We start from the raw sequence: 21649 nt of genomic DNA on the forward strand, positions 1-21649 counted from the left end.
AAAAGTCGAACGGAGTGAGGCATGAAAGAGGTGCAAGGGGTCGCTGGCGAGAAAATGGCAAACGTAACGACGCGCGGCACTCAGAAGTTTGTCGGCGCAGTTGAGAATGCCATTTCCATCCTGCGTTTCCTGACCCATGACTATGCAGCGTCGGGTGTCGCCCGCATTGCTCGTGAAACCGGGATCAACGTTTCGACCACGTTCAACATCCTGCGTACCCTGGCGAATGAGGGTCTGATTTCGATGAATCCATCGACCAAGGAATATAGTCCAGGACTTGGACTTCTCGAGTTCTCTGTTCCCCTGTTGGGCACCAACCAGATCGATCTGTTGCACCCTGTCTTGGAGCAACTTTCGGTCGAGCGGCGGGCGTTGATCGGCCTGTGGAAAGTCACGCCCCATGACCGCATCGTGCTTGTGGATCGCGTGGTGGAAGGCAAGACGGTCCGTGTCGACATGGCGCTCGGGTCGCGACTTCCGGCTCTTGCCGGCGCGGTGGGCCGCTGCGTCGCGGCGACCCGCCGGCTGCCGAATTCGGAACTGCGGCGCCGGTTCAGGTCGCTACGCTGGCAGAACGCACCGACTTTCGAGGAGTATGCGGCAGACGTGGAGCGAGCCCAGCTGACCGGTTTCGCCTTCGACCACGGGAACCTCTTCCAAGGTCTCGACATTGCGGCCGCCGTTATCGTTGATCACGAGGGCCGGGTGCGCTTCGGTATCAGCGGCATTGCCATCATGGGCCAGATGACGAAGAAGGAACTCGACGCATTGGCCCGCGAACTGCGCGATACGACGAACCGCATTTCCGCTAATCTTTACGGAACCCACATTACTCATGCATGACGGCCGCCTAGATGGCGCGATGGGTCGGCCTTTCATTCGTAGCCAATTGGTTGGCTGACCGGCTCCTTGCCCTCCTTCGCTCCGACGTCTTCTCGGCCAGCGATCGGACTTACGCCGCCTTGGCCGGAGACTGGTAGACGCCGACCCGGAACTGCACACCGCCCGATCAGGTGGTCAGTCTCATCGCCTTCCACGCGATCTCGCGGATCGATCTTGGGAGGCTTTCCAGGCGCGTTTGGATGGCGGGGTTTACGCGAGCAGGAAAGCGACAGGACACATCGAAGAACGCAGTTGAATGGCGATTACGGCGGCGCGGTGGTACGGATCGGGCGCCCGGCGGTATCATCAGGGGCGTATTGACCGGTTTGGCGTGGCTCAGGCTGCCGGATCGGGCGTCATTCCGGTCAGGCAGGCGCAACTCAGGCGTCGAGCCAGGCAAGTCGGTTGAAGTTGTAGGCGAGGTTGACCTTGCCGATCTTCACCTCGGCGCGGGCAATGGCCACCATCGATGCCACCGACGTCAGCTCGGCTGAAATATCTTCGAAAAATCGAACTTCACCGTTCCGCTCACCTTCCGCGACCGCAACCGAGATCTTCAATTTCGACGTATCGAGTCCGATAAAACGTTCGCTATGCTCATCCATGGTTCGGCCTCGCTTAAACATGGTGCTCGGCTCCGGCCCATCCGGCGCAACCCCCGTTTCCTGCTTACTACGGGGGCGGGTCACCTTCACCGACCATACGGTCTTCTCCGGTTCAATGTCACACCGGCCGCGCGCGCTGTGTGCGGCTTCGGCAAGGATGGCGTGTGCCCGCTGGCGGAGGGGTTTGTCTACCATGGCACCGTCGATCCGGACCGCGCCATCGCCGCTGGCCAGGACGCGTCTGGCCCAGTCAATCTGTTCGGTCGTGGGGGCGAAGACGGCCAGCACGGGTTCGATCTGGCAGGGATGGATGCACAGCTTGCCGCCCATCCCCTGATCGCGCGCTCGTCCTGCGTCGCGCGCCGTTTCGTCCGGGTCATCCAGCGAGGTGGTCACCCCGTCGAGCGGCCCGGGCAGATCAGCAAGACGTGATGCGAGCACCAGTTCGGAGCGTGCAGGCAGCAGCACCTCGGAGGTATGCGCGCACCGAAGATCGGCGCAGAAGTCGACCGAACCGAAGGCAAGGCGGATCACGCCTGGCACAACGGCAATCGCCCGGCCTTGCGCAAGACCGCGGGCGGTTTCGACAAGGGCGACCAAGGGTATGTCGCCCAACGCGGCAGAGATGAGTTTGAGATCGTCGGGGGCCTCGGCCTTGGGAACCATGACGGCGGAGGGGTGAAGCGACGTTGCCGCCGCAAGGTCGTCTGCATGCCAGGCTGTCCCGGCAGCATTGATGCGCAGGATCACCGGCAGGGTGGTGAAATCGCAGCGCAGCGCAGCGCGGGCGGCGGCCTTGGCCGCGGGGGCCACGGCGTCCTCCAGATCGAGGATCACCGCATCAGCCCCCGAGGCCGCCGCTTTCCCGAAGCGTTCGGGCCGGTCGGCGGGCACAAACAGGGGTGCGCGAACAAGGGTCACCATTCCGCCCGCGCTTCCATCGCCACCGGCCCGCCCTCGGCCGCGGTCCAGAGCCGCAATGTGTTCGCCTCGTCCTGCGCATGCAGGGTGAAGCCGGCGGTGTCGAAGAGGGGGGAAAGGCCGCGAAAGCCGATCTGCGCGGGGCGCTTTCCGCGCAGGGCTTCGGCGAACTGCAGCAGAAGCGTGGCCTGCAGCGGCCCGTGCACGACGAGCCCCGGATAGCCCTCCTCCGCCCGGGCATAGGGCGCGTCGTAATGGATCCGGTGGCCATTGAAGGTCAGCGCCGAGTAGCGGAACAGGAGCGCCGGGCCTGCGTCGACCGCTTGGCGATACCGGCCCTGCGGCGCGGCCTCGGCAGTGGCAGACGAGGGAGCGCCAGACGGGGGGGCGGCGGGACCGGCTCCGCGATAGATGATGTCCTGGCGTTCGGTGATGGCAAGCGCGCCGCCGCTATCGATGCGATGCTCGACCGTGACGAGGCACAGCGGGCCGCTGCGGCCTTGCTTGACGGTCACATCGCGGACCACCGAGTGGCGGGTGACCGTGTCGCCGATCCGGATATTTTCGTGAAAGCGGAAATGTCCGCCCGCCCACATGCGGCGGGGCAGGGGCACGGGCGGCAGGAAACCGCCCCGGGCCGGGTGGCCATCGGGGCCAAGCGTCGAGGTCGGCGCAGTATCGGGGGCGAGGCAGAGGTGGATCAGGCTCGGGGCCGGTTCGCCTTCCGATGGGGCTTCGGGGCGGTCGAAGGTGGCATTGAACCGCGCGGCGATTGCGGCGGTCAGCCGCTCGGCCCGTGTCTCCTCGCGGCCAATCCATTGGCGCAGATGGTCAAGGTCGAGCGGGATCATGTCATCATGCCTCGGCAAGGGGTTGAAGCGGCGGGACGGGGCCATAGCTGCGGTCCTCGCCCGAAAAGATCGGTGCGGGCGCGGGAATCTGCACCGGGCCGTTCGGCGTGGCGACGGTCACCCGGCGCAGATGCGGGTGGTGCGACAGCTTTTCCATGTCATTGACCGAGGCCAGAGCGATATCGGCGGCCAGAAGAACCTCGATCGCGCCGGCCGCATCGTGGTTGGCAAAAGCTCTAGCGACCGCGGCATCGGTTTCCGCCCGGTTGGCAACGCGGGCGACATTGGTGGCAAAGCGCGGATCGATGCCCAGCGCCGGATCCCCCAGAAAGTCCTGGGCGAGGGCTCGCCATTCGCGGTCGCTCTGCACCGCGATCAGGATCGGCGCACCGTCGCGGGCGGTGAAGACGCCATAGGGGGCGATCGAGGGATGCGCCATGCCGATGCGCTTGGGGCTCTTTCCGCCTTCGTGATTCAGGAGCGGCACGGTCAGCCAGTCGGCCATGACATCGAACATCGAGACCGAGATCGCAGCCCCTTTCCCGGTGATGCCTCGGCCGATCAGCGCTTCAAGAATGGCCGAATAGGCGGTTGCGCCTGTCGCGATATCGACCAGCGATATGCCCACCCGCGCCGGTTCCGAAGGCCCGCCGGTGATGGAGCAGAGCCCCGCCTCGGCCTGGATCAACAGGTCATAGGCCTTGCGGTCGGCCATCGGCCCGTCATTGCCATAACCGGAAATCGAGCAGGTGATGAGCTGGGGAAAGTCCCGCGCCAGCCGCTCGACCGGAAAGCCTAGACGCGCCAGCGCGCCGCGCCTCAGATTCTGGACCAGCACATCGGCGTCGCCGATCAGCCGCGCCAGTTCGGCCCTGCCCCAGGCTGAGCCGAGGTCCAGTGTCACCGATGTCTTGCCGCGGTTCAGCCAGACGAAATAGCTCGACTGGCCCCTGGCCGCATCGTCATAGCCGCGGGCGAGATCGCCCTCGGGCCGTTCGATTTTGATCACCTCTGCCCCGGCATCGGCCAGACGGGCGGTAGCAAAGGGCGCGGCCACGGCCTGTTCGATGGCGACGACCTTCACTCCCTTTAGCGGCAAGCCCATCAGAACGACCTCGGCATGCCGAGGATATGTTCGGCGACATAGCTGAGGATCAGGTTGGTCGAGATCGGGGCAACCTGATAGAGCCGGGTCTCGCGGAACTTGCGCTCGACATCATATTCGCAGGCAAAGCCGAAGCCGCCGTGGAACTGGATGCAGGCATTGGCGGCCCCCCAGCTGGCCTTGGCAGCCAGGTACTTGGCCATGTTCGCCTGGGCCCCGCAATCAAGCCCCGCGTCATAGCGCCGACAGGCCTCCCACCGCATCAGATTCGCGGCCTCGACATCGATGAAGGCCTCGGCGATCGGGAATTGCACGCCTTGGTTCTTGCCGATCGGCCGACCGAAGACCTCGCGTTCCGAGACATATTTCGCGACCCGTTCGGTGAACCAGTAACCGTCGCCGATACATTCGGCCGCGATCAGCGTCCGCTCGGCGTTCAGCCCGGTCAGGATGTACTTGAACCCCTTGCCCTCTTCGCCGATCAGGTTCTCGACCGGGATCTCCAGATTGTCGAAGAACAATTCGTTGGTCTCGTGGTTGACCATGTTCGGGATCGGGCGCACAGCCATGCCCGCGCCCATCGCCGCCTTGATGTCGACAAGGAAGATCGAAAGGCCCTCGGATTTCTTCGCCACCTCGGCCAGCGGCGTGGTGCGGGCCAGCAGGATCATCAGATCCGAATGCTGCACTCGGCTGATCCAGACCTTCTGGCCGTTGATCACATAGCGGTCGCCCCTGCGGACCGCGGTAGTCTTGATCTTCGTGGTATCGGTGCCCGTTGTCGGCTCGGTCACACCCATCGACTGCAGCCGCAGTTCGCCTGCGGCGATCTTCGGCAGATAGCGGCGGCGCTGTTCCTCGGAACCGTGCCGGATCAGAGTGTTCATATTGTACATCTGGCCGTGGCAGGCGCCGGAATTGCCCCCCGAGCGGTTGATTTCCTCCATGATTACTGAGGCTTCCGTAAGGCCCAGCCCCGAGCCGCCGTAGGCTTCGGGGATCAGCGCCGCCATCCACCCCGCCCGGGTCAGCGCCTCCACAAACTCTTCGGGGTAGCCGCGGGCCTCGTCGACTCGGCGGTGATACGCATCGGGAAACTGCGCGCAGAGCGCCCGCACCGCATCGCGGATGTCCTGGAATGCCCCTTTTCCGGTCTCGATCACCTGTCTGCTCCTCTTTTTCGATGCCATGCAGTTAGTGGATGGGCGCCACATCGCACAAATATATAATCGCGACGGCAGCCATGCTAAAATATGATTGTTAGAGCGAGAGGAAGGACTGTCGGTGGACCTGCGACAGCTGCGCTATTTTCAGGCGATTGCCGAGACGGGGTCGATCTCGGCAGCGTCGCATCGGCTGAACGTCGCCCAGCCCTCGCTATCGCTGCATCTGCGCAACATGGAAGAGCATCTGGGTACCAAGCTTCTTTTGCGCGGTGCGCGCGGGGTGCAGCTGACCGAGGCCGGCGAGATGCTGCTGGCGCGGGCAAGGCGGCTCTTGATCGACATGTCGCGGATGGAGGACGACATCCGCAACCTCGGACGCGAGCCGCAAGGCGAGGTGCGGCTCGGCTTGCCCGGCACGATCGGCGGAATGCTGTCGCCGGATCTGGTGCTTGCGGCCAAGGCGCAGCTTCCCGGCGTACGGCTGACGATCTCCGAGGCGATGAGCGGCTTCGTGCTGGATTGGTTGCGCGAGGGCCGCGTTGACTTGGCCGTGCTGTATCTGCCAGCCACCGATGCCCGTTTCCGATCAGAGCTGCTTCTGCACGAAGAGTTGGTGCTGCTGGTCCCGCCCGGTCACGACCTCCCGGCCAAGATCGGGGCCTCGGCGCTTTTGGGCTTGCCGCTGATCCTGCCCGGCCCGGCGCATGGGCTGCGGCAGCTTCTGGAAGGCTGGGCCAGCGCCAAAGGGATCAGGCTGTCAGTGGATATCGAGCTGGACTCCTATCAGAACATCAAGGAGTTGGTCGAACGCGGGAAAGGCGCCTCAATCCTTCCCTTGCATGCTATCGCGCGCGAAGCAGCTGCCGGCACATTAAGGGTCGCCCGCTGGCGCGCTGCGGATTGCCTGCGCGAGGTATATCTGGTGGGGCCGCTGGCCGAAGCCTCAAGCCATGCTTGCGCGGCGGTGATGTCGCTACTGCGCGAGTTGATGCGCAAACAGGTTGACGTCGAGCGCTTGACCGGCACGCGCTGGCTTGGCTGTGGATCGGCCCTTTAATCCACTGTGGAAATCCCCCGGCTATGCCGGGGCGACTATGGACGTTTGACGTATGGGGGAAGCCAGCGGGAAGCTGCGAAGGTCTTTGGACTGAGCGGCGAGACGATATCGAAGATGTGCCGGTTCTCGCTGCCGCCGGGCTACACGCCGACCAAGCCTGTGGCGAAGCCGAAGTTGGGGCCACTGCTGCCAGTGATCGACGCGATCCTGGCAGCGGATCGCATCGCGCCTGTGAAGCAACGGCATAGCGCCAAACGGATATTTGAACGTCTGCGCGACGAGCATGGCTTTGGTGGGGGCTACACTGTCGTAAAGGACTGTCGTAAAGGATTATGTCCGGCTGTGCCGTGTGCGCGGGCGCTAGACGTTCGTGCCGCTGGCGCACCCGCCAGGACATGCGCAAGTGGATTTTGGCGAAGCGGTGGGCGTGATCGATGGTGTCCGCCGGAAGATGCATTTCTTCTGCATGGACCTCCTGCAATCGGATGCCTGCTTCGTGAAGGCCTATCCAGCCGAGATGACCGAGGCCTTTCTGGACGGGCATGTATCGGCGTTCGCCTTCTTCGGCGGTGTGCCGCTGTCGATCCTTTACGATAACACGAAGGTCGCGGTTGCCAGGATCTGCGGCGAACCCTGGACTCCGGTGCGCGTGGTGAAACGCTAAAGATCAGCTGTTGACGATGGCGATTAGAGAACGCGGTGGGACACGATATTTTCTCATAGACGAAATGGGTTCTTTATGCGAAAAAATGGCTCGATGATTGATTCTGCGTTGCAATGGGAGGTTGCGATGCTGTGGGCCACCGATCCTGGAACCGGGCAGGTTGCCTGGCACGCCCGCGCCAACCCTTCCCGAAGCGATGGAACTGGATGTGAAGGCATATCAGGCTGCTGGTCGGCATGATTGGCAAATGGGGCGTGCGCGCGGGCAGATCCGGTTCTGCCGCGCCAGCAGCCTCGTCCGAGGAGGGGAATGATGGGCGATACAGCCGCCGCAAAAGCAACCGCCGGGCCGCAGGCGATCTACGAGGCGTTCCTGGCCGAGGGACGTTTCATGATCCAGCGCAGTCGCGAGACGGGCGAGTACGTCTTTTATCCGAAGGTGATGGCGCCTTCCGGCGCGGTCGATCTCGACTGGGTCGAAGCCTCGGGCGGTGGCACGGTCTATGCCATCACGGTCAATCGCAAGCGCGAAGGTTCCTACAACGTGGCGCTCATCAACCTTGATGAGGGGCCGCGGATGATGGCCACGGTTGTCGGTGTCGAGACGCTGCCCATCGGGGCCCGCGTCAGGGCGCGGATCGAGGCGGGAGAAAATCCCCGCGTCGTCTTCGAGCCGGAGGAGAAGTGACATGAGCCATTCCATTCGCGGGAAAACAGCGATCGTCGGCATGGGTGTGGCGGGTGTGGGTGAGGCGCCCGGCTACTCGGCCATTGAACTTCTGGGGCTTTCCGTCCATGCGGCCCTGGCGGATGCCGGCCTTAGGCTCGGCGATATCGACGCGGTTTTCGCGGCGACCAGCAGCCACGCATTCGCCTCGATGAGCGTGACCGAATATCTTGGCCTGAAGCCGAAATACTTCGACAGCACGAATGTCGGCGGCTCCAGCTTCGAGATGCATCTCTTGCAGGCATCTCTCGCGCTGGACGCAGGGCTTTGCGACGTGGCGCTGATCTGCTACGGTTCCAATCAGCGCACGGCAGGCGGTCGCCTCGTCTCCATGTCGGAGCCGCAATGGCACGAGACGCCCTACGCGCCACGCCATCCGATCACGGCCTATGCGCTTGCCACCAGTCGGCATATGCACCAGTACGGAACCACTCGGGAAATGCTGGCCGATGTCGCGGTTTCCGCGCGCCATTGGGCGAACCTCAACCCCGATGCCTTTGCGCGTGGTCCATTGACCCGCGACGACGTATTGTCGATGCGCATGGTCAGCGATCCCTTGACTGCCGGCGACTGCTGTCTGGTGACCGATGGCGCCGCGGCCTGCATTCTCGTCCGTTCCGAGAGGGCCAGAGACTTCCCTAAAAAGCCCGTCTATTTCCTCGGCGCGGCCGGCGCGAATTGGCATAGATCGATTCAGGCCATGCCCGACCTTACCGTGACCGCAGCCAGTGAAAGCGGGCCGCGCGCCTTCGAAATGGCGGGTCTGGCCCGCAGTGAGGTCGATCTGGTCATGCTCTATGACGCCTTCACGATCAATACCATCCTCTTCCTGGAGGATCTCGGCTTTTGCCCGAAGGGCGAAGGCGGCCACTTCGTTCAGGACGGACGCATCGCACCGGGGGGCGAACTGGCGGTCAATACCAACGGTGGCGGCCTGTCCTGTGTTCATCCGGGAATGTACGGCATGTTTCTGATTGCCGAAGGCGTGGCCCAAATTCGGGGGGAAGGCGGCGAGCGCCAGTTGAAGGCAGCGGAGGTGGCGCTTCTGCATGGCAACGGCGGAACGCTGTCGAGCCAGGTTACGGCGTTTCTCGGTTCGGAGGTTGTGCTGTGAACATGAACGCGAAGCCTCGGACCTATGATTTCGCATCCCTTGGTGCGCTTCTGGCGCCGCGTTCCGTTGCGATCATCGGCGCATCCGCGGATCCTGCGCGTATCGGCGGACGCCCGATAGCCGCCATGCTGAGCGGCGGTTACAAGGGTCGAATCCTGCCGGTAAATCCCGGCCGTGACGAGGTGCAGGGGCTTGCCTGCTATGCTTCGGTCGCCGATCTGCCCGAGACGCCGGAGGCCGGCATCATCGCTGTCGCGGCGAAGCAGACGCCGGAGATCGTAAGGGCTCTTGGCGAAAAGGGATGCCGCTCGGTCACGCTGTTTTCCGCAGGATTTGCCGAAACGGGTGCGGCCGGAGAGAAAATCCAGGCCGAAGTGCTGGCCATTGCACATGGTTACGGCATGCGCGTGCTCGGTCCCAACACGTTGGGGGTCTACAATGTTGCCGTGGGGTATTACGGCACCTTTTCCTCATCGTTGGAAATGGCTTTCCCCTTGCCGGGCAATGTCGGCATCGCTAGCCAGTCAGGCGCTTACGGGGCTCATCTTTCGGCAGTGGCGCGCGTGCGCGGGCTTGGTGCGTCCGTTCTGGTCACCACCGGCAATGAAGCGGACGTGACGGTCGCTGACGCAATCGGCTGGATGGCCGGCAGTGACACGGTGGACGTGATCTGCGCCTATCAAGAAGGTTTTCGCGACGCGGACCGCATGATCGCCGCCCTCGATACGGCGCGAGCGGCCGGCAAACCGGTCTTTATGCTGAAATCCGGACGCAGCCCTCTCGGCGCTTCGGCGGCCGCCTCGCATACAGCCTCGCTAGCCGGGGACGATGCCGTGGCCGAGGCGGTTCTCGCCGAGCATGGCGTCATCCGGGTGCGTGATACTGAGCAGATGCTTGATTTCGCCTACGCGGCGCGGCAGCGGATCTATCCTGCCCAGAATAGTCTTGGCGTGATCACCATCAGCGGCGGCGCGGGTATAGTCGCCAGCGATGAGGCGGAACTGGCAGGCTTGCCGATGCCGGCCATGCCGGCCGAGGCGCAGGCCCGGTTGAAACAGCTTCTGCCCTATGGCGCTCCGGCCAATCCGCTCGACTGCACGGCCCAGGCGCTGAACGACATGTCATTGTTCGAGGAGTTCACCCGCGCGGCGCTCAGAGATGGCGGATACCGGTCGATCCTGTGTTTCATGACCTATGTGGCCGGAAGCGCGACGCTTGCGCCGAAACTGCGCGAAACCTTGCACAAGATCCGCACCGAGTTTCCCGACCGGCTGCTGGCGCTTTGCATCATCGCGGATGACACCGTCACCCGCGCCTACGAAGAGGCCGGTTTCCTCGTATTTTCCGATCCAAGCCGGGCCGTGCGGGCCATGGCGGCGATGGGACGGGTCGGCGAAATGATGGCGCGAAAGCCGAAGGTTCTGCCGGATCTGCCGAATGTCCACCTCCCGGCCGTCAGCCCCGACGAATTCGCGGCAAAGGCGCTTCTTGCGAAAGCCGGCATAGCGGCTGCGGCCGAGCGGATCGTGCACTCGGCGGAGGAGGCGGTAGCCGCCGCTGCCGAACTCGGATTCCCTGTCGTGATGAAGATCGTTTCGCCCGACATCGTTCACAAGTCCGATATCGGCGGTGTCAGGCTGAACCTGGTCGATACCGATTGCGTCCGTGCGGCCTATCAAGAAATTCTCGACACGGTCGGCAGGACGGCGCCCGCAGCGCGCATTGCCGGTATCCTGGTTGCCCGACAGCTTTCGGGGGGCGTCGAATGCCTGATAGGTATCAGCCGCGACCCTGTCTTTGGCCCCGTCGCCGTCTTCGGTCTTGGCGGGATCTTTGTCGAGATTCTCAAAGACGTGGCGATCCGTCCCTGCCCCTTCGACGAGGCGACGGCGCGGGAGATGATCCTGTCGATCAAGGCTGCGGCAATCCTGACCGGGGCACGCGGCCGCGCGCCCGCCGATCTTGATGCGCTTGCTTCCATGTTGTCACGGCTTTCCGCCTTTGCCGCCGCTGCGGGCCCGCGCCTGCGCGCGATCGATCTCAATCCGGTGCTCGCGCTGCCCGACGGGGCCTTCGCGCTCGACGCAGTGATCGAGTGCGATGATGAGGTTTTGCCGTGATCGACTACGAAAAGCTGATGGCCTACGACATTCCCGAGGTCCGTCAGAGCTATGGTCCGCGCGAGTGTGCCTTCTACGCCCTGTCCATCGGCGTCGGACAGGATCCGATGGACAGGGGTGATCTGCGGTTCGTCGGCGCAGGTCCGCTGACCCCCTTTCCGACCATGCCCCTGGTGCTCGGGCATCCGGGGTTCTGGCTTGCCAACCCCGATACCGGGGTCGATGCGCTGCGCCTCGTCCATGGTGAGCAGGGCATTACGCTGTATGGCCCGTTGCCGCCGGAAGGCGTGGTGATCGGCAAGACCCGCGTGACGGGAATCATCGACAAGGGCGCCGGGCGCGGCGCGCTGCTTTATAGCGAAAAGGAACTGCGCGACGCGGAGGATGGCAGGCTCTACGCGACGACCCGTGCCACCACCTTCCTGCGCGGGGACGGAGGTTTCGGGGGGCCGGCCGGTCCGGTGAAGCAGACCCATGCGCTGCCTGAAACGGATCCTGCGTTTGTGCGCAAGACGCAAACGCGGCCCGAGCAGGCGCTCTGGTACCGTTGGAATGGCGACGGGAATCCCTTGCACATTGATCCTGATGTTGCCGCCAAGGCCGGATTCGAGCGACCCATCCTGCACGGATTGTGCAGCCTGGGCATCGTAGCGCATGCTCTGATGAAGACGCTTTGCGCAGGCGATCCGACGCGACTGAAGGGGCTTGATGTTCGTTTCAGTGCGACGGTCCTGCCGGGGGAGACCCTGCTTACGGAAATCTGGCCGGACGGCTCGTTCCGCATTCGCGTGACGGAGCGCGACGTGGTGGTGCTCGCAAACGGTCTCGCCCAATTCGAATAAGGAGGAAACGGCGATGGCTGCAGCGCTCGCAACGGGCGAGGACAGGCTTGAGGGGGTGCGCCTGCTGGTCGAAAGCGCCGCAGGCATTGCCCCGCGCGATGGCGATCTCAAGGCGGTTCGACATCTGCGCTTTGGCAGGCCGGGAATGGATCGAGGACGCTGGAGCGAGATTTCCGCCATGGGGTGGCTTGGAATTCGGCTGCCAGAAACGGCAGGCGGGGCAGGTCTCGGCATGGCGGAATATGCGGCACTCGCCGGTGAAGTCGGAGCGGCGTTGCTGCCCGAGCCGTTCATCGAGGCCCAGCTTGCTCTCGATCTCATGGGCAAGGACGCACCCGCCGAAGCGTTGAGCGGTGACAAGCTTGTCTTGCCGGCCTGGCTCGATACCCCCGATGGCCTCACGCTCGCCGGAGGCATCACCGAGGCCGAGGGGCGGATATCGGGAAGACGGCGTTTCGTGCCAATGGCCGCCGCCGCCGATGTATTTCTGGTCGTTTCAACGGAAGCCTGCTGGTTGATCGACGCGAAAGCCGCGGGCGTGTCGCTTGAAATCGAAAGCACCCTCGACGGCGGTCACACGGCGACCTTGATCCTCGATGGGGTCGAGGCGAAACGGTTATCGGCGCCCGATGCGAAGGCGCTCGAAGCCGCGGCCCTGGCCACGGCGTCGGCATTGCTCGGACTCATGGAGCGCGCCTTTGCCATCACGCTTGACTACCTCAAGACTCGCGTCCAGTTCGGCCAACCAATCGGCTACTTCCAGGCGTTGCAGCACAAGGCTGTGGATATGGAAATCGAGATTGGCTTGACGCGGGCGGTGCTGCGCGATGCCGTCGAAACCTTCGATACGGGCGACGACTGCCGTCGTATCACCTCCAGGGCGAAGGCGCGGGCGGCCGATGCCGCCATGCTGGTCACGCGACAGGCGGTGCAGTTTCACGGTGCCATCGGTTACACCGACGAGGCCGATATCGGCTTGTTCCTGCGCCGCGCATGGTGCTGGCGCCGCGCTACGGCAGTGCCGGCTTTCATCGCCAACGTTACGGCGGCCTGAGGGAGGGACGGCCATGAGCGGGATCATGGCGACTGTTGAGGAAGGGCGCGCAGCCTTTTTCGGGAAACCCGCACCCATATCCGGGGAGAGCGACATGACAGCCATCACTAGCCCGACCGCGCCACAGCCGCATGCGGACCTGGACCCGCTCACAGACGCCGACTTCCGCGCGGCGGTCCGGAACTGGATCGCCGCCAGCTATCCGCAGAACCTGCGTAGTCCCCCCAAACGGTTGCACGCTGCAGAAGCCATGCCCTGGTACAGAATCCTGTCGCAGCAGGGCTGGCTGGCGCCTGGCTGGCCGCGCGAATATGGGGGGGATGGGACTGTCGCCCTCGAAGCTGCTGATCATGATCGAGGAAATGGAACGCTATGGTTGCGCCCGACTGCCTGATACCGGACTGACCATGGTAGGTCCTCTCCTGATCGCCCATGGAACCGATGCTCAACGCGCCTACCATCTGCCGAAGATCCTCTCGGGCGAAATCATCTGGTGTCAAGGCTATAGCGAACCCGATGCCGGCTCCGACCTGGCGGCGCTCCGTACCTCCGCTGTGCGCGAAGCCGATCAGTGGGTAATCAACGGCCAGAAGGTCTGGACGACGCTGGGCATGGACGCGCAATGGATTTTCGTGCTTGCCCGCACGGATCCTCAGGCCGCCAAGCAAAAGGGCATAAGCTTCTTTCTTATGCCGATGGATATGCCCGGCGTAAAGGTGCGTTCGATCGTCAACATCGACCTGCACGCCGAATTTGCAGAGGTCTTCTTCGACGATGTCCGCATTCCCGCTGACGCGATTGTCGGCGAGGTGAACGAGGGTTGGACCATCGCCAAGAACCTCCTTGGCTTCGAACGCCTGTTCCTGGGCTCGCCAAAGCAATCAGAAGGCGCGCTCGGCCATCTCGAGCGGCTTTGCGACCATCTGGGGAAGAGCGGCGACCATGCATCGCTCCTCAACGGATTGCGCATGGAACTCGAGGACCACAAGTCCTTCTACACGAGCTTCGCAGACAAGGTGCGACGCGGCGAAAGGCTCGGTCCCGACGTTTCCATGCTCAAGATCAACCAATCCGCGCTCTACCAGAAGATCACAGACCGCATCATGGACGTTGCCGGGGAACTGGGAACACTTGCCGGACAGTTGCCGGACACGCCGACGCTCTATCCTGGCAGCGTCTTCCTTCAGGCACGCCCGACGTCGATTTATGGCGGGTCATCCGAAATTCAGCGCAACATTGTTGCCAAGCAAGTGCTCGGTCTCGGCCGATAAGGCAGCCTGTTCAAGGAGGAAGTACGAAATGACAGTGGGTTTGGGACTTGAGGGCAAGGTTGCGGTCATCACGGGAGCGGGCGGCGGGATCGGTCGCGGCATCGCGCTGGAATTCGCCAAGGCGGGCACTCGCGTGGTGATCAACGATATCGGCGTATCACTGGGAGGAAGCGGCGAGCGCTCCAGCGCACCCGCGGAGGAAACCCGGGCGATGATCGAAGAGATCGGCGGGCAGGCGATCATCTCGGGCGAAAGCGTGTCCGAATGGAATGCCGCGCGCCGCACCATCGAGATGGCGATGGACAGCTTTGGCCAGGTCGATGTGGTGGTCAACAATGCCGGGATACTTCGGGATGTCATCTTCCACAAGATGGATCCGTCCGATTGGGAAGCGGTGATCAACGTCCACCTGAACGGCAGCTTCTACATGAGCCGTGCGGCGGCCGAGCCGTTTCGGGCCCAGGGCAGCGGCGCTTTCGTGCATATGACCAGCACCTCGGGGCTGATCGGAAATTTCGGTCAGGCGAATTATTCCGCGGCCAAGCTCGGTATCGTCGGCCTTTCGAAATCAATCGCTCTGGACATGAGCCGGTTCGGCGTGCGCTCGAACTGCGTCGCGCCCTTCGCCTGGAGCCGGATGACAAGTTCCATTCCTGCAACGACACCGGAGGAACAGGCGCGTGTCGAACGCATGAAGCGCATGACACCGGAAACCAACGCGCCGCTCGTCGTCTTCCTGGCCTCGGCGGCGGCAGAGGGTGTTACCGGGCAGGTCTTCGCAGCGCGTCTCAACGAGCTGTTCCTGTTCAACGCCATGCGACCGATCCGCAGCGTCCAATCGGGAGGTGGCTGGACGCCGGCCCTGATTGCAGAACGCGCCCTGCCTGCCTTCCGCGCGGCTTTCACCCCGCCGGAGCGTTCGGGTGACGTCTTCTCTTGGGATCCGATCTGAGGCACCGGGGCAGAAGACAACCGACGGGGCTTCCCCGGGCTTGTCGAAGGGACGGTCCCGACGGCAGGAAACACTGGAGCTTATCAAGCAGAACATCGTCATCGTCGCCGGCAAAATCGGTCAGGCTTGCGGATCGATGTCGTTGAGCTTTGCCGTGGCAATGAGGCTCATCATGACGGCGGTGCGCTGACCGCCGCGGTCTGAACCGGTGAAGAGCCAGGATTTTCAGCGCAGGGCAAAGGCTGATTCGTTGTGCACCCCCTTTTCAAATGTCGGAAAATAGCGATTCCTGGTTGTCGTCTTGGGCGCGACACGGGATTGGGCGCGCCAGTTTGGCCTTGATCCACTCGTCTTCGAGGTCGCTGGAGCGGATTTGATAGGCGCGTAGCGCATGACCTACTCGGCGGCGATATGCCATTCCTGATGAAGCGTTGGATCTTGACGTGCGGGACTCCGAGTTTGGCGGCCGCGTCCCACATCGTGAGCCATTCGCCGTTCTTGTCAGAAGACCGGTAACCCCTGATCTTGCGCACCGCATGGCTCATTGGCGTGTTCAGCCTGCCCAATTTAATTGTTAAGGCAATGATTGTATATTGAACGTAATCGGATGATGGACTAGGTAGCCGCGCATGCCCTGCGACCGATCCAGAACCAGCCCCGTCGCGCTTTTTGAACTCACGAACGCTTTGCAGCCGATCCGGCGTGTCTGGGTTCAGGCAGTCAGTCTCGCACTCGCCGACTTCGGACTTCCCGCATCGCTCATTTCGGCGCTCATTCTGGCGTCCCGTCATGGAGACAAGGGTGTCAGGCAGAACGCGCTGGCCGAGGAAGTCGGGGTCAATCCGGGCGGCATGGTGCGCATTCTCGACCAGGCCGAAGCCGCCAACCTGCTCGAGCGGCGCGATTCTCCCGACGACCGGCGCATCAAGACGATCCATGTCATGCCGAAAGGTCGTGACCTTGCAAGGAAGATGGAAAAGGCGGTCATGCGGCTCCGCGACGATCTCCTTGGTGATCTTCCTTCGCAGGACATCGAAACGACGACGCGCACGCTGCGTTTGTTCGAGGAACGGATCGGTCAGTTCCTGCAGCAGACGCGGACGGGCCGATGAAGGTCAGCGCCGATCAGCTGATCTTCTCTGTTAAGCTGTTCGTCGCGGGCATGATCGCATTCGCGATAGCGGTGCGGATCGGCCTGCCCAATCCTTACTGGGCACTTGTCACCTGCTGCGTCTGCATGAACCCCATGAGCGGGGCGATCCGGTCGAAGGCCGTCTATCGGTTCACCGGAACTTCCTGCGCCGGCTTCGTCACGCTTGCCATGGTCGCGCTATTTGCGAGCGCGCCGCTGCTGCTGATCGCGGCGTCGGGAATCGTGGCAACCCTGGCGTTCGGTATTTCTTTCCTCGACCGCACGCCGCGCAGCTACGGCTTCCAGCTTTTCGCGATCACGCTCATGCTGGTGGCGGTCGCCGGCGTGGATCATCCGGAGATCATGTTCGATACCGTTGTGGCGCGGGTCAGCGAAATCACCCTCGGCATCCTCGCGACGACCCTCGTTGACGGCGTGATCGCTCCGCGTTCTCTTGAAGGTGCGCTACGCGCGCGCCTGCATCGCTGGCTGCCCAGCATCGAGACCTGGGCGAAGGATGTCCTTGATGGCCATGAGGCGGACGCCCAAGGAGAGCATGACCGGCTAAAGACGCTGGCCGACATCACATCCCTGTCACAGCTGACCGGTGCGCTGCGCTACGATCCGACGATCCATCGCGATGACCTGCGGCACGCGCTCGCGATCCAGCAACGCCTGCTGCGCATAGTCCCGCTCCTTTCCGCGATCGGCAGCCGCATCGCGGGCCTTGGCGAAGCGGAGCGCTTGGCCCTCCGACCCTCTCTCGCCACGGCCAGGGCCCATCTCGATGCCGGTACGGAACCGCCACCCGATCTGGCCGATGCCGTGCGCTCGCTTCCGCTCGATGCCAGTCGCGCGCGCGCGTGGCAGCAACTCGTTCATGATGCGCTGGCCGACATGCTGACGGAAATGCTGACGCTCTGGAGCGAGGTTTCGCGGATCGAGGCGGCGTTGAGCGGAAAGGCGAAGCTTGCGCCCGCGCTCGCGCGAACAGTCAGCGAGACGCAGGCGTTTCCGCTCAACCCCGACATTGATCACGCTGCCCGGATCGCGGCGGGAATCCTCGTAACCTACGCCCTCCTCTGCGGGCTCTGGTATGCGACGGGCTGGCATCAGGGCGCGAACGCCGTCCTGTTCAGCACGATAGCGCTGGCCTTCTTCGGCGGCGGCGACGAGCCTGGCAGAGCGATCGGAATGTTCGCGCGTTTCGCCCTGCTCGCGACCCTGCTGGCGGGGATCCTGTGCTACGGCCTGCTCCCGCTCGCTGCCGATTTCGCGACCTTTGCGATGATGATGGGCCTGTTCATGCTGCCGCTGGGCGTCTGGGCGGCCGTCAGTCCGATGGCGACGCTGATCCTCGCCTTCGGGCTCAGCAACATCAATCTACAGGGCCATTATTCGCCGCCCGATTTCGGAACCTTCGTCGAGGCGAGCGTCGCCAGCATGCTGGGCATATTCACCGCCATTCTCGGCGCCGGCCTGTTCCGTACCTGGGGCGTGCAGCATCAGCTTCAGCGCGTCCTCCGCATCGAAGCGCGCGAGATCGCGCGGCTGAGCCGGTCGCCCAGCCGACGGTTGCGGGACAGCTATGTCCAGCGGGCGCTCGACCGCATTTCGGTGGTGACGGCGCGCCTTGCCGCAGCCGGGCAGGTCGAGCGGAGCGCCGGCCTGCTCATCCGGCTGCGGGTCGGCGCGAACGTCGCCGACCTGCGCTCGATGGGCAACGCGCTTCCCGCCGATGGGCGGCAGGCGACGGATCGGGTTCTCGATCAACTCCGCAGCGAGTTCGACAAGCCGCAGCCGTCGTCCCGTCTGCTCGCGCTCATCGACGAAGCACTTGATGCGCTCTGGCCGGGAGATGGTTCGCCCGGCGCTCGCCCCGACCGCGCCATTCATGCCTTAGCGGGTCTGCGCATCGCCCTGTTCGAGCGCGCGCCGGCCTGGGTACCGGCGACATGATCGGCGAAATCGACATCGCGGGCGTGTTCGTTTCGCCGCTGCTCCTCTGCGCGATCCTCGGCTTCGCGATGCGCCTGCTGCTGTCGCGGGTGCTCGAGTCCATCAGCTTCTACCGCCTCGTCTGGCAGCGCCCGCTGTTCGACACCGCCCTGTTCCTCATCCTGACCGGCACCGCCTTTCTGGCTCTACGCCTTGTCACCGCATCCTGAAGTGCCCGCCATGACCCTAGATCGCGATACCCTCCTCCGCCTGCTCAAGCCCTTGCTCACCCTGCTGGTGGTGGGTGCGGGCGTGTTCGTCTTCTGGCACCTCTATAATTACTACACCTACGCGCCACAGACGCGCGACGGGAAGATCAGGGCGGATGTGGTCCCTCTCGCGGCAGACGTGTCGGGCCGGGTCGAGCAGGTCCACGTTCGCGACAACCAGGTGGTCAGGCGCGGCGACATCCTGTTTACCATCGACCATGTTCGGCTGCGCAATGCCGTTGAGCAGGCCGAGGCCGCTGTCGCCACGGCACGGGCAACGTTGAACGCCGCCGAACGGGAGAACCGCCGCTATCAGGCCCTCTCTGATATCGTCTCGGGGCAGCAACGTGACGACCGCCGCTCCACCGCCGAGGAGGCCCGCGCACGCTATGCCCAGGCGATCGCTGATCGCGATCTCGCCCGCATCAATCTGGCGCGCGCCGAGGTGCGTGCGCCGGTCAACGGCATCGTCACCAATTTCTCGCTCCGCCCCGGCGCTATGCCGCCGCCGGGCAGCCCGTGATGACGCTGGTCGATTCCGACAGCTACTACGTTGCCGGCTATTTCGAGGAGACGAAGCTTTCGCACATCCGCCCCGGCGTCCGCGTCACGATCCGGGTAATGGGCGAGGATAGGCCGCTTTCTGGCCATGTTGAAGGCCGATCGGCGGGCATTGACGATCGCGAACGGACGACCGCGTCCGGAACGCTACTCGCGAATGTCAATCCCACCTTCAGCTGGGTCCGTCTTGCCCAGCGCATCCCCGTGCGGATCGCCATCGACAAGGTGCCGCCCGGCATCGATCTGATCGCGGGCCGGACGGTCACCGTGACGCTCAATGGCGCGGAAAATGCGCTCGGCCCCGGCCGGAGCGAATGACGATGGGGCGCGTCGGAACGAAAAGGCCGCTCGGACTGATGGGCGCGCTGATGCTCGCTGGCTGTGCCACGGTCGGCCCCAGCTATCGGGCGCCGCCCTTGCCCGCAGGCATCTCGGATCGGCCCGCGAGCTTTGCCGAAGGAAAATCGCCGGCCTATTCGGCTGAACCCTTGCCCCAGCGCTGGTGGCGCCTCTACGCTATTCCCCAGCTCGATGCGCTCGTCCAGGAAGCGATCGAGGCCAACACCGACCTCAGGGTCGCGGCGGCCAATCTCGAACGCGCGCGCGCGATTGTCCAGGAGGTCGAGGCCGGCGCGGGCGTCCAGACTTCCACGGCGGGCGGCGTATCGGTGGGCGAGCCGTCCAATCTCGGTCTCGGCTCGCCCAACGGGACCCATGCGACATTCGACGCCGGCGTCGGCATATCCTATGAACTCGACGTCGTGGGCCGGATTCGGCGCACGATCGAGGCCGCGCAGGCCGATGCGGAAGCGCAGGCCGCCGCCTATGACCTTGCGCGCACGACGGTCGTGGCCGGAGTGGTCGGCGCCTATGGAGATGCCTGCGCGGCCGGCGCGCGGATGACCGTTGCCCGCCATTCGGTCGAACTGCAGCGGCAAAGCCTCGCCCTCACCGAAAGAGGCGTGCGCGCCGGCCTCTACACGTCGCTCGACGCTACCCGCTCGCGCGCGCTTCTGGCTCAGCTCGAGGCAGCGCTGCCGCCGATCGAGGCAGGCCGCAAAGCTGCACTATTCAGTCTTGCCGTGCTGCTCGGCCGGACGCCCGAAGATTATCCGCCCAATCTCGCGACCTGCCGGATCATCCCTTCCGTCGACCGCCCCCTGCCGATTGGCGACGGTATGGCGCTGATCCGGCGCCGGCCCGACATCCGCGAAGCTGAACGCCGGCTCGCGGCTGCGACGGCGCGCATCGGAGTGGCGACGGCGGACCTCTATCCGAGCGTCAGCCTCGGCGCATCGCTCGGCACGACCTCGCGGAGCGTGGGTGGGCTGGTCGACGATTCGGCGTTGCGGTTCAGCTTCGGCCCGCTCATCTCGTGGTCCTTCCCGAACCGACGCGTCGCCAGGGCGCGGATCGCGGAAAGCGATGCAGCGGCGCGCGCGACGCTGGCGGCATTTGACGGCAGCGTCCTCGCAGCTCTCCGCGAAACCGAGACGGTCCTCAGCACCTATGCCCGCGATCTGGACCAGAATGCCAAGCTCAGGGTCGCGCGTGATGAGAGCGGGAGGGCTTTCGGGCTCCAGGCCCGGATGACTCGGGGCGGTCTTGGAACGGGTCTTGAACTGCTCGACACGCAGCGAAGCCTTGCCACAACCGAAGCGGCGCTGGCGGCCTCGGATGCGTCCATCGCCTCGGATCGCGTTCGGCTGTTCCTTGCGCTCGGCGGCGGCTGGGAAGGAGGGATGGCGGGGCCGTGATGGCCGAGCCTTCGCGAAGCGTACGCTCGGCCTGCCCACCAACGCCGTGCTGCGCGCCGATCTTGAAATCGTCACGGTTGCCGATGCCTGTGCGGTCAGGCGGGCGAAGGCGCAGCATCCGGTCCTGCGCAATTATGCCGAGACCACTACGGCGCCAAAAAATGGGCATGCCAGCGCCGCGTCCTCGCCCGCATCGAGGCCAGCACGATGGGCATGGACACCCTCGCGATGGCGCAGCGGCTTGGTACAGTGCGGCAGGCCGAACTTGCTGCCAACCTTGACCCCACCCAAAGCCGGCACCGTGCTGTCGGCACGACGGTCTGGGGGGGCAGGGGGCATTTCGCCCGAGATCGCCGGGCTTCTCGCCGCTGTGGGAGGCTGGGTGGGCCATCGGCTCGCCCTCCTCACGACGCGCGGGGCATTCGACAGCCCGCCAACGGCTGAGCACTGCGCGATCTCAGGGCCGGCCTTTCGCCCGCCGAACTGGCCGGGCTGAGATCAAGTCGTCCCAAAGACGCCCGGATCGAAGCGGATTCCATCCTTGAAGAGGCCGCGTGGCATTATCGCAATCTTGCGAGAAGGCCGGACCATGCGCCGCCAGCGGCGCTGCTGGAACATATCGACCACGCGACGTAAGCCGAATTGGAAGCCCCGCTACCGGG

At 64.3% G+C, this 21649-nt stretch carries 20 protein-coding genes and 2 pseudogenes; 18 read left to right on the forward strand and 4 right to left on the reverse strand.

Annotated features, from left to right (window positions below):
- Positions 1–21: 21 nt before the first annotated feature.
- A complete protein-coding gene (locus NW75_RS00345) occupies positions 22–843 on the forward strand; it encodes an IclR family transcriptional regulator (RefSeq protein ID WP_156142942.1) in 822 nt (273 codons plus the stop codon).
- 419 nt (positions 844–1262) lie between these two features.
- Here NW75_RS00345 and NW75_RS00350 read toward each other — a convergent pair whose 3' ends face one another.
- The 4 genes from NW75_RS00350 to NW75_RS00365 are packed head-to-tail and all read right to left on the reverse strand — an operon-like array spanning position 1263 to position 5527.
- On the reverse strand, positions 1263–2411 hold the full coding sequence (locus NW75_RS00350; RefSeq protein ID WP_197057667.1) for an HpcH/HpaI aldolase/citrate lyase family protein: 1149 nt from the start codon (positions 2409–2411) through the stop codon (positions 1263–1265).
- Complete coding sequence (locus NW75_RS00355) at positions 2405–3259, reverse strand: FAS1-like dehydratase domain-containing protein (protein WP_197057668.1); 855 nt, start codon at positions 3257–3259, stop codon at positions 2405–2407. Before NW75_RS00355 ends, NW75_RS00350 begins: the two co-directional genes overlap by 7 nt.
- Before the next feature lie 4 nt (positions 3260–3263).
- Complete coding sequence (locus NW75_RS00360) at positions 3264–4364, reverse strand: CaiB/BaiF CoA transferase family protein (RefSeq protein WP_025549983.1); 1101 nt, start codon at positions 4362–4364, stop codon at positions 3264–3266.
- Complete coding sequence (locus NW75_RS00365) at positions 4364–5527, reverse strand: acyl-CoA dehydrogenase family protein (RefSeq protein WP_231564823.1); 1164 nt, start codon at positions 5525–5527, stop codon at positions 4364–4366. Before NW75_RS00365 ends, NW75_RS00360 begins: the two co-directional genes overlap by 1 nt.
- Before the next feature lie 121 nt (positions 5528–5648).
- Between NW75_RS00365 and NW75_RS00370 the strand changes: the two genes are divergently transcribed.
- The 17 genes and pseudogenes from NW75_RS00370 to NW75_RS23315 all read left to right on the forward strand — a co-directional run.
- Entirely contained in the window at positions 5649–6587 is a 939-nt protein-coding gene (locus NW75_RS00370; protein ID WP_052191955.1) for a LysR family transcriptional regulator, read from the forward strand.
- A gap of 6 nt (positions 6588–6593) precedes the next feature.
- Positions 6594–7218 (forward strand): annotated as a pseudogene (gene istA / locus NW75_RS00375) (IS21 family transposase); the annotation flags it as partial.
- Between the two features lie 345 nt (positions 7219–7563).
- Positions 7564–7938 (forward strand): Zn-ribbon domain-containing OB-fold protein, encoded by a 375-nt coding sequence (locus NW75_RS00380; protein ID WP_025549987.1) that lies wholly within the window; start codon positions 7564–7566, stop codon positions 7936–7938.
- Between the two features lies 1 nt (position 7939).
- Entirely contained in the window at positions 7940–9091 is a 1152-nt protein-coding gene (locus NW75_RS00385) for a thiolase (protein WP_033963023.1), read from the forward strand.
- A 2-nt stretch (positions 9092–9093) separates the two neighbouring features.
- A complete protein-coding gene (locus NW75_RS00390; RefSeq protein WP_033963026.1) occupies positions 9094–11211 on the forward strand; it encodes an acetate--CoA ligase family protein in 2118 nt (705 codons plus the stop codon).
- A complete protein-coding gene (locus NW75_RS00395; RefSeq protein WP_231564824.1) occupies positions 11208–12053 on the forward strand; it encodes a MaoC/PaaZ C-terminal domain-containing protein in 846 nt (281 codons plus the stop codon). The genes NW75_RS00390 and NW75_RS00395 overlap by 4 nt, the downstream gene beginning before the upstream one ends.
- A 145-nt stretch (positions 12054–12198) precedes the next feature.
- The gene (locus NW75_RS00400) at positions 12199–13107 is read left to right on the forward strand and encodes an acyl-CoA dehydrogenase family protein (RefSeq protein WP_269430244.1); all 909 of its coding nucleotides are present in this window, start codon (positions 12199–12201) and stop codon (positions 13105–13107) included.
- A 13-nt stretch (positions 13108–13120) separates the two neighbouring features.
- Positions 13121–13501 carry an acyl-CoA dehydrogenase family protein gene (locus NW75_RS27140; protein ID WP_197057670.1) on the forward strand — a complete coding sequence of 127 codons (381 nt, stop codon included), beginning with the start codon at positions 13121–13123 and terminating at the stop codon, positions 13499–13501.
- Positions 13458–14378 (forward strand): acyl-CoA dehydrogenase family protein, encoded by a 921-nt coding sequence (locus NW75_RS27145; RefSeq protein WP_269430239.1) that lies wholly within the window; start codon positions 13458–13460, stop codon positions 14376–14378. The genes NW75_RS27140 and NW75_RS27145 overlap by 44 nt, the downstream gene beginning before the upstream one ends.
- Before the next feature lie 28 nt (positions 14379–14406).
- Positions 14407–15330: an SDR family NAD(P)-dependent oxidoreductase gene (locus tag NW75_RS00410; protein WP_025549993.1), complete on the forward strand. Its 924-nt coding sequence runs from the start codon at positions 14407–14409 to the stop codon at positions 15328–15330.
- A 686-nt stretch (positions 15331–16016) separates the two neighbouring features.
- Positions 16017–16442 carry a MarR family winged helix-turn-helix transcriptional regulator gene (locus NW75_RS00415; protein WP_197057672.1) on the forward strand — a complete coding sequence of 142 codons (426 nt, stop codon included), beginning with the start codon at positions 16017–16019 and terminating at the stop codon, positions 16440–16442.
- Positions 16439–18421 carry an FUSC family protein gene (locus tag NW75_RS00420; RefSeq protein WP_025549996.1) on the forward strand — a complete coding sequence of 661 codons (1983 nt, stop codon included), beginning with the start codon at positions 16439–16441 and terminating at the stop codon, positions 18419–18421. Before NW75_RS00415 ends, NW75_RS00420 begins: the two co-directional genes overlap by 4 nt.
- Positions 18418–18630: a DUF1656 domain-containing protein gene (locus tag NW75_RS00425; RefSeq protein ID WP_024018728.1), complete on the forward strand. Its 213-nt coding sequence runs from the start codon at positions 18418–18420 to the stop codon at positions 18628–18630. The genes NW75_RS00420 and NW75_RS00425 overlap by 4 nt, the downstream gene beginning before the upstream one ends.
- A gap of 10 nt (positions 18631–18640) precedes the next feature.
- The gene (locus NW75_RS25560; RefSeq protein ID WP_231564828.1) at positions 18641–19192 is read left to right on the forward strand and encodes an HlyD family secretion protein; all 552 of its coding nucleotides are present in this window, start codon (positions 18641–18643) and stop codon (positions 19190–19192) included.
- Positions 19192–19548, forward strand: a complete 357-nt coding sequence (locus tag NW75_RS25565; protein WP_231564860.1) for a hypothetical protein — start codon at positions 19192–19194, stop codon at positions 19546–19548. The genes NW75_RS25560 and NW75_RS25565 overlap by 1 nt, the downstream gene beginning before the upstream one ends.
- 2 nt (positions 19549–19550) lie before the next feature.
- Complete coding sequence (locus tag NW75_RS00435) at positions 19551–20987, forward strand: efflux transporter outer membrane subunit (protein WP_197057673.1); 1437 nt, start codon at positions 19551–19553, stop codon at positions 20985–20987.
- Between the two features lie 28 nt (positions 20988–21015).
- Positions 21016–21236 (forward strand): annotated as a pseudogene (locus NW75_RS23315) (IS1380 family transposase); the annotation flags it as partial.
- Positions 21237–21649 lie beyond the last annotated feature (413 nt).

It is taken from the genome of Sphingomonas sp. Ant H11 (genome assembly GCF_000797515.1).
Taxonomy (GTDB): Bacteria; Pseudomonadota; Alphaproteobacteria; order Sphingomonadales; family Sphingomonadaceae; genus Sphingomonas.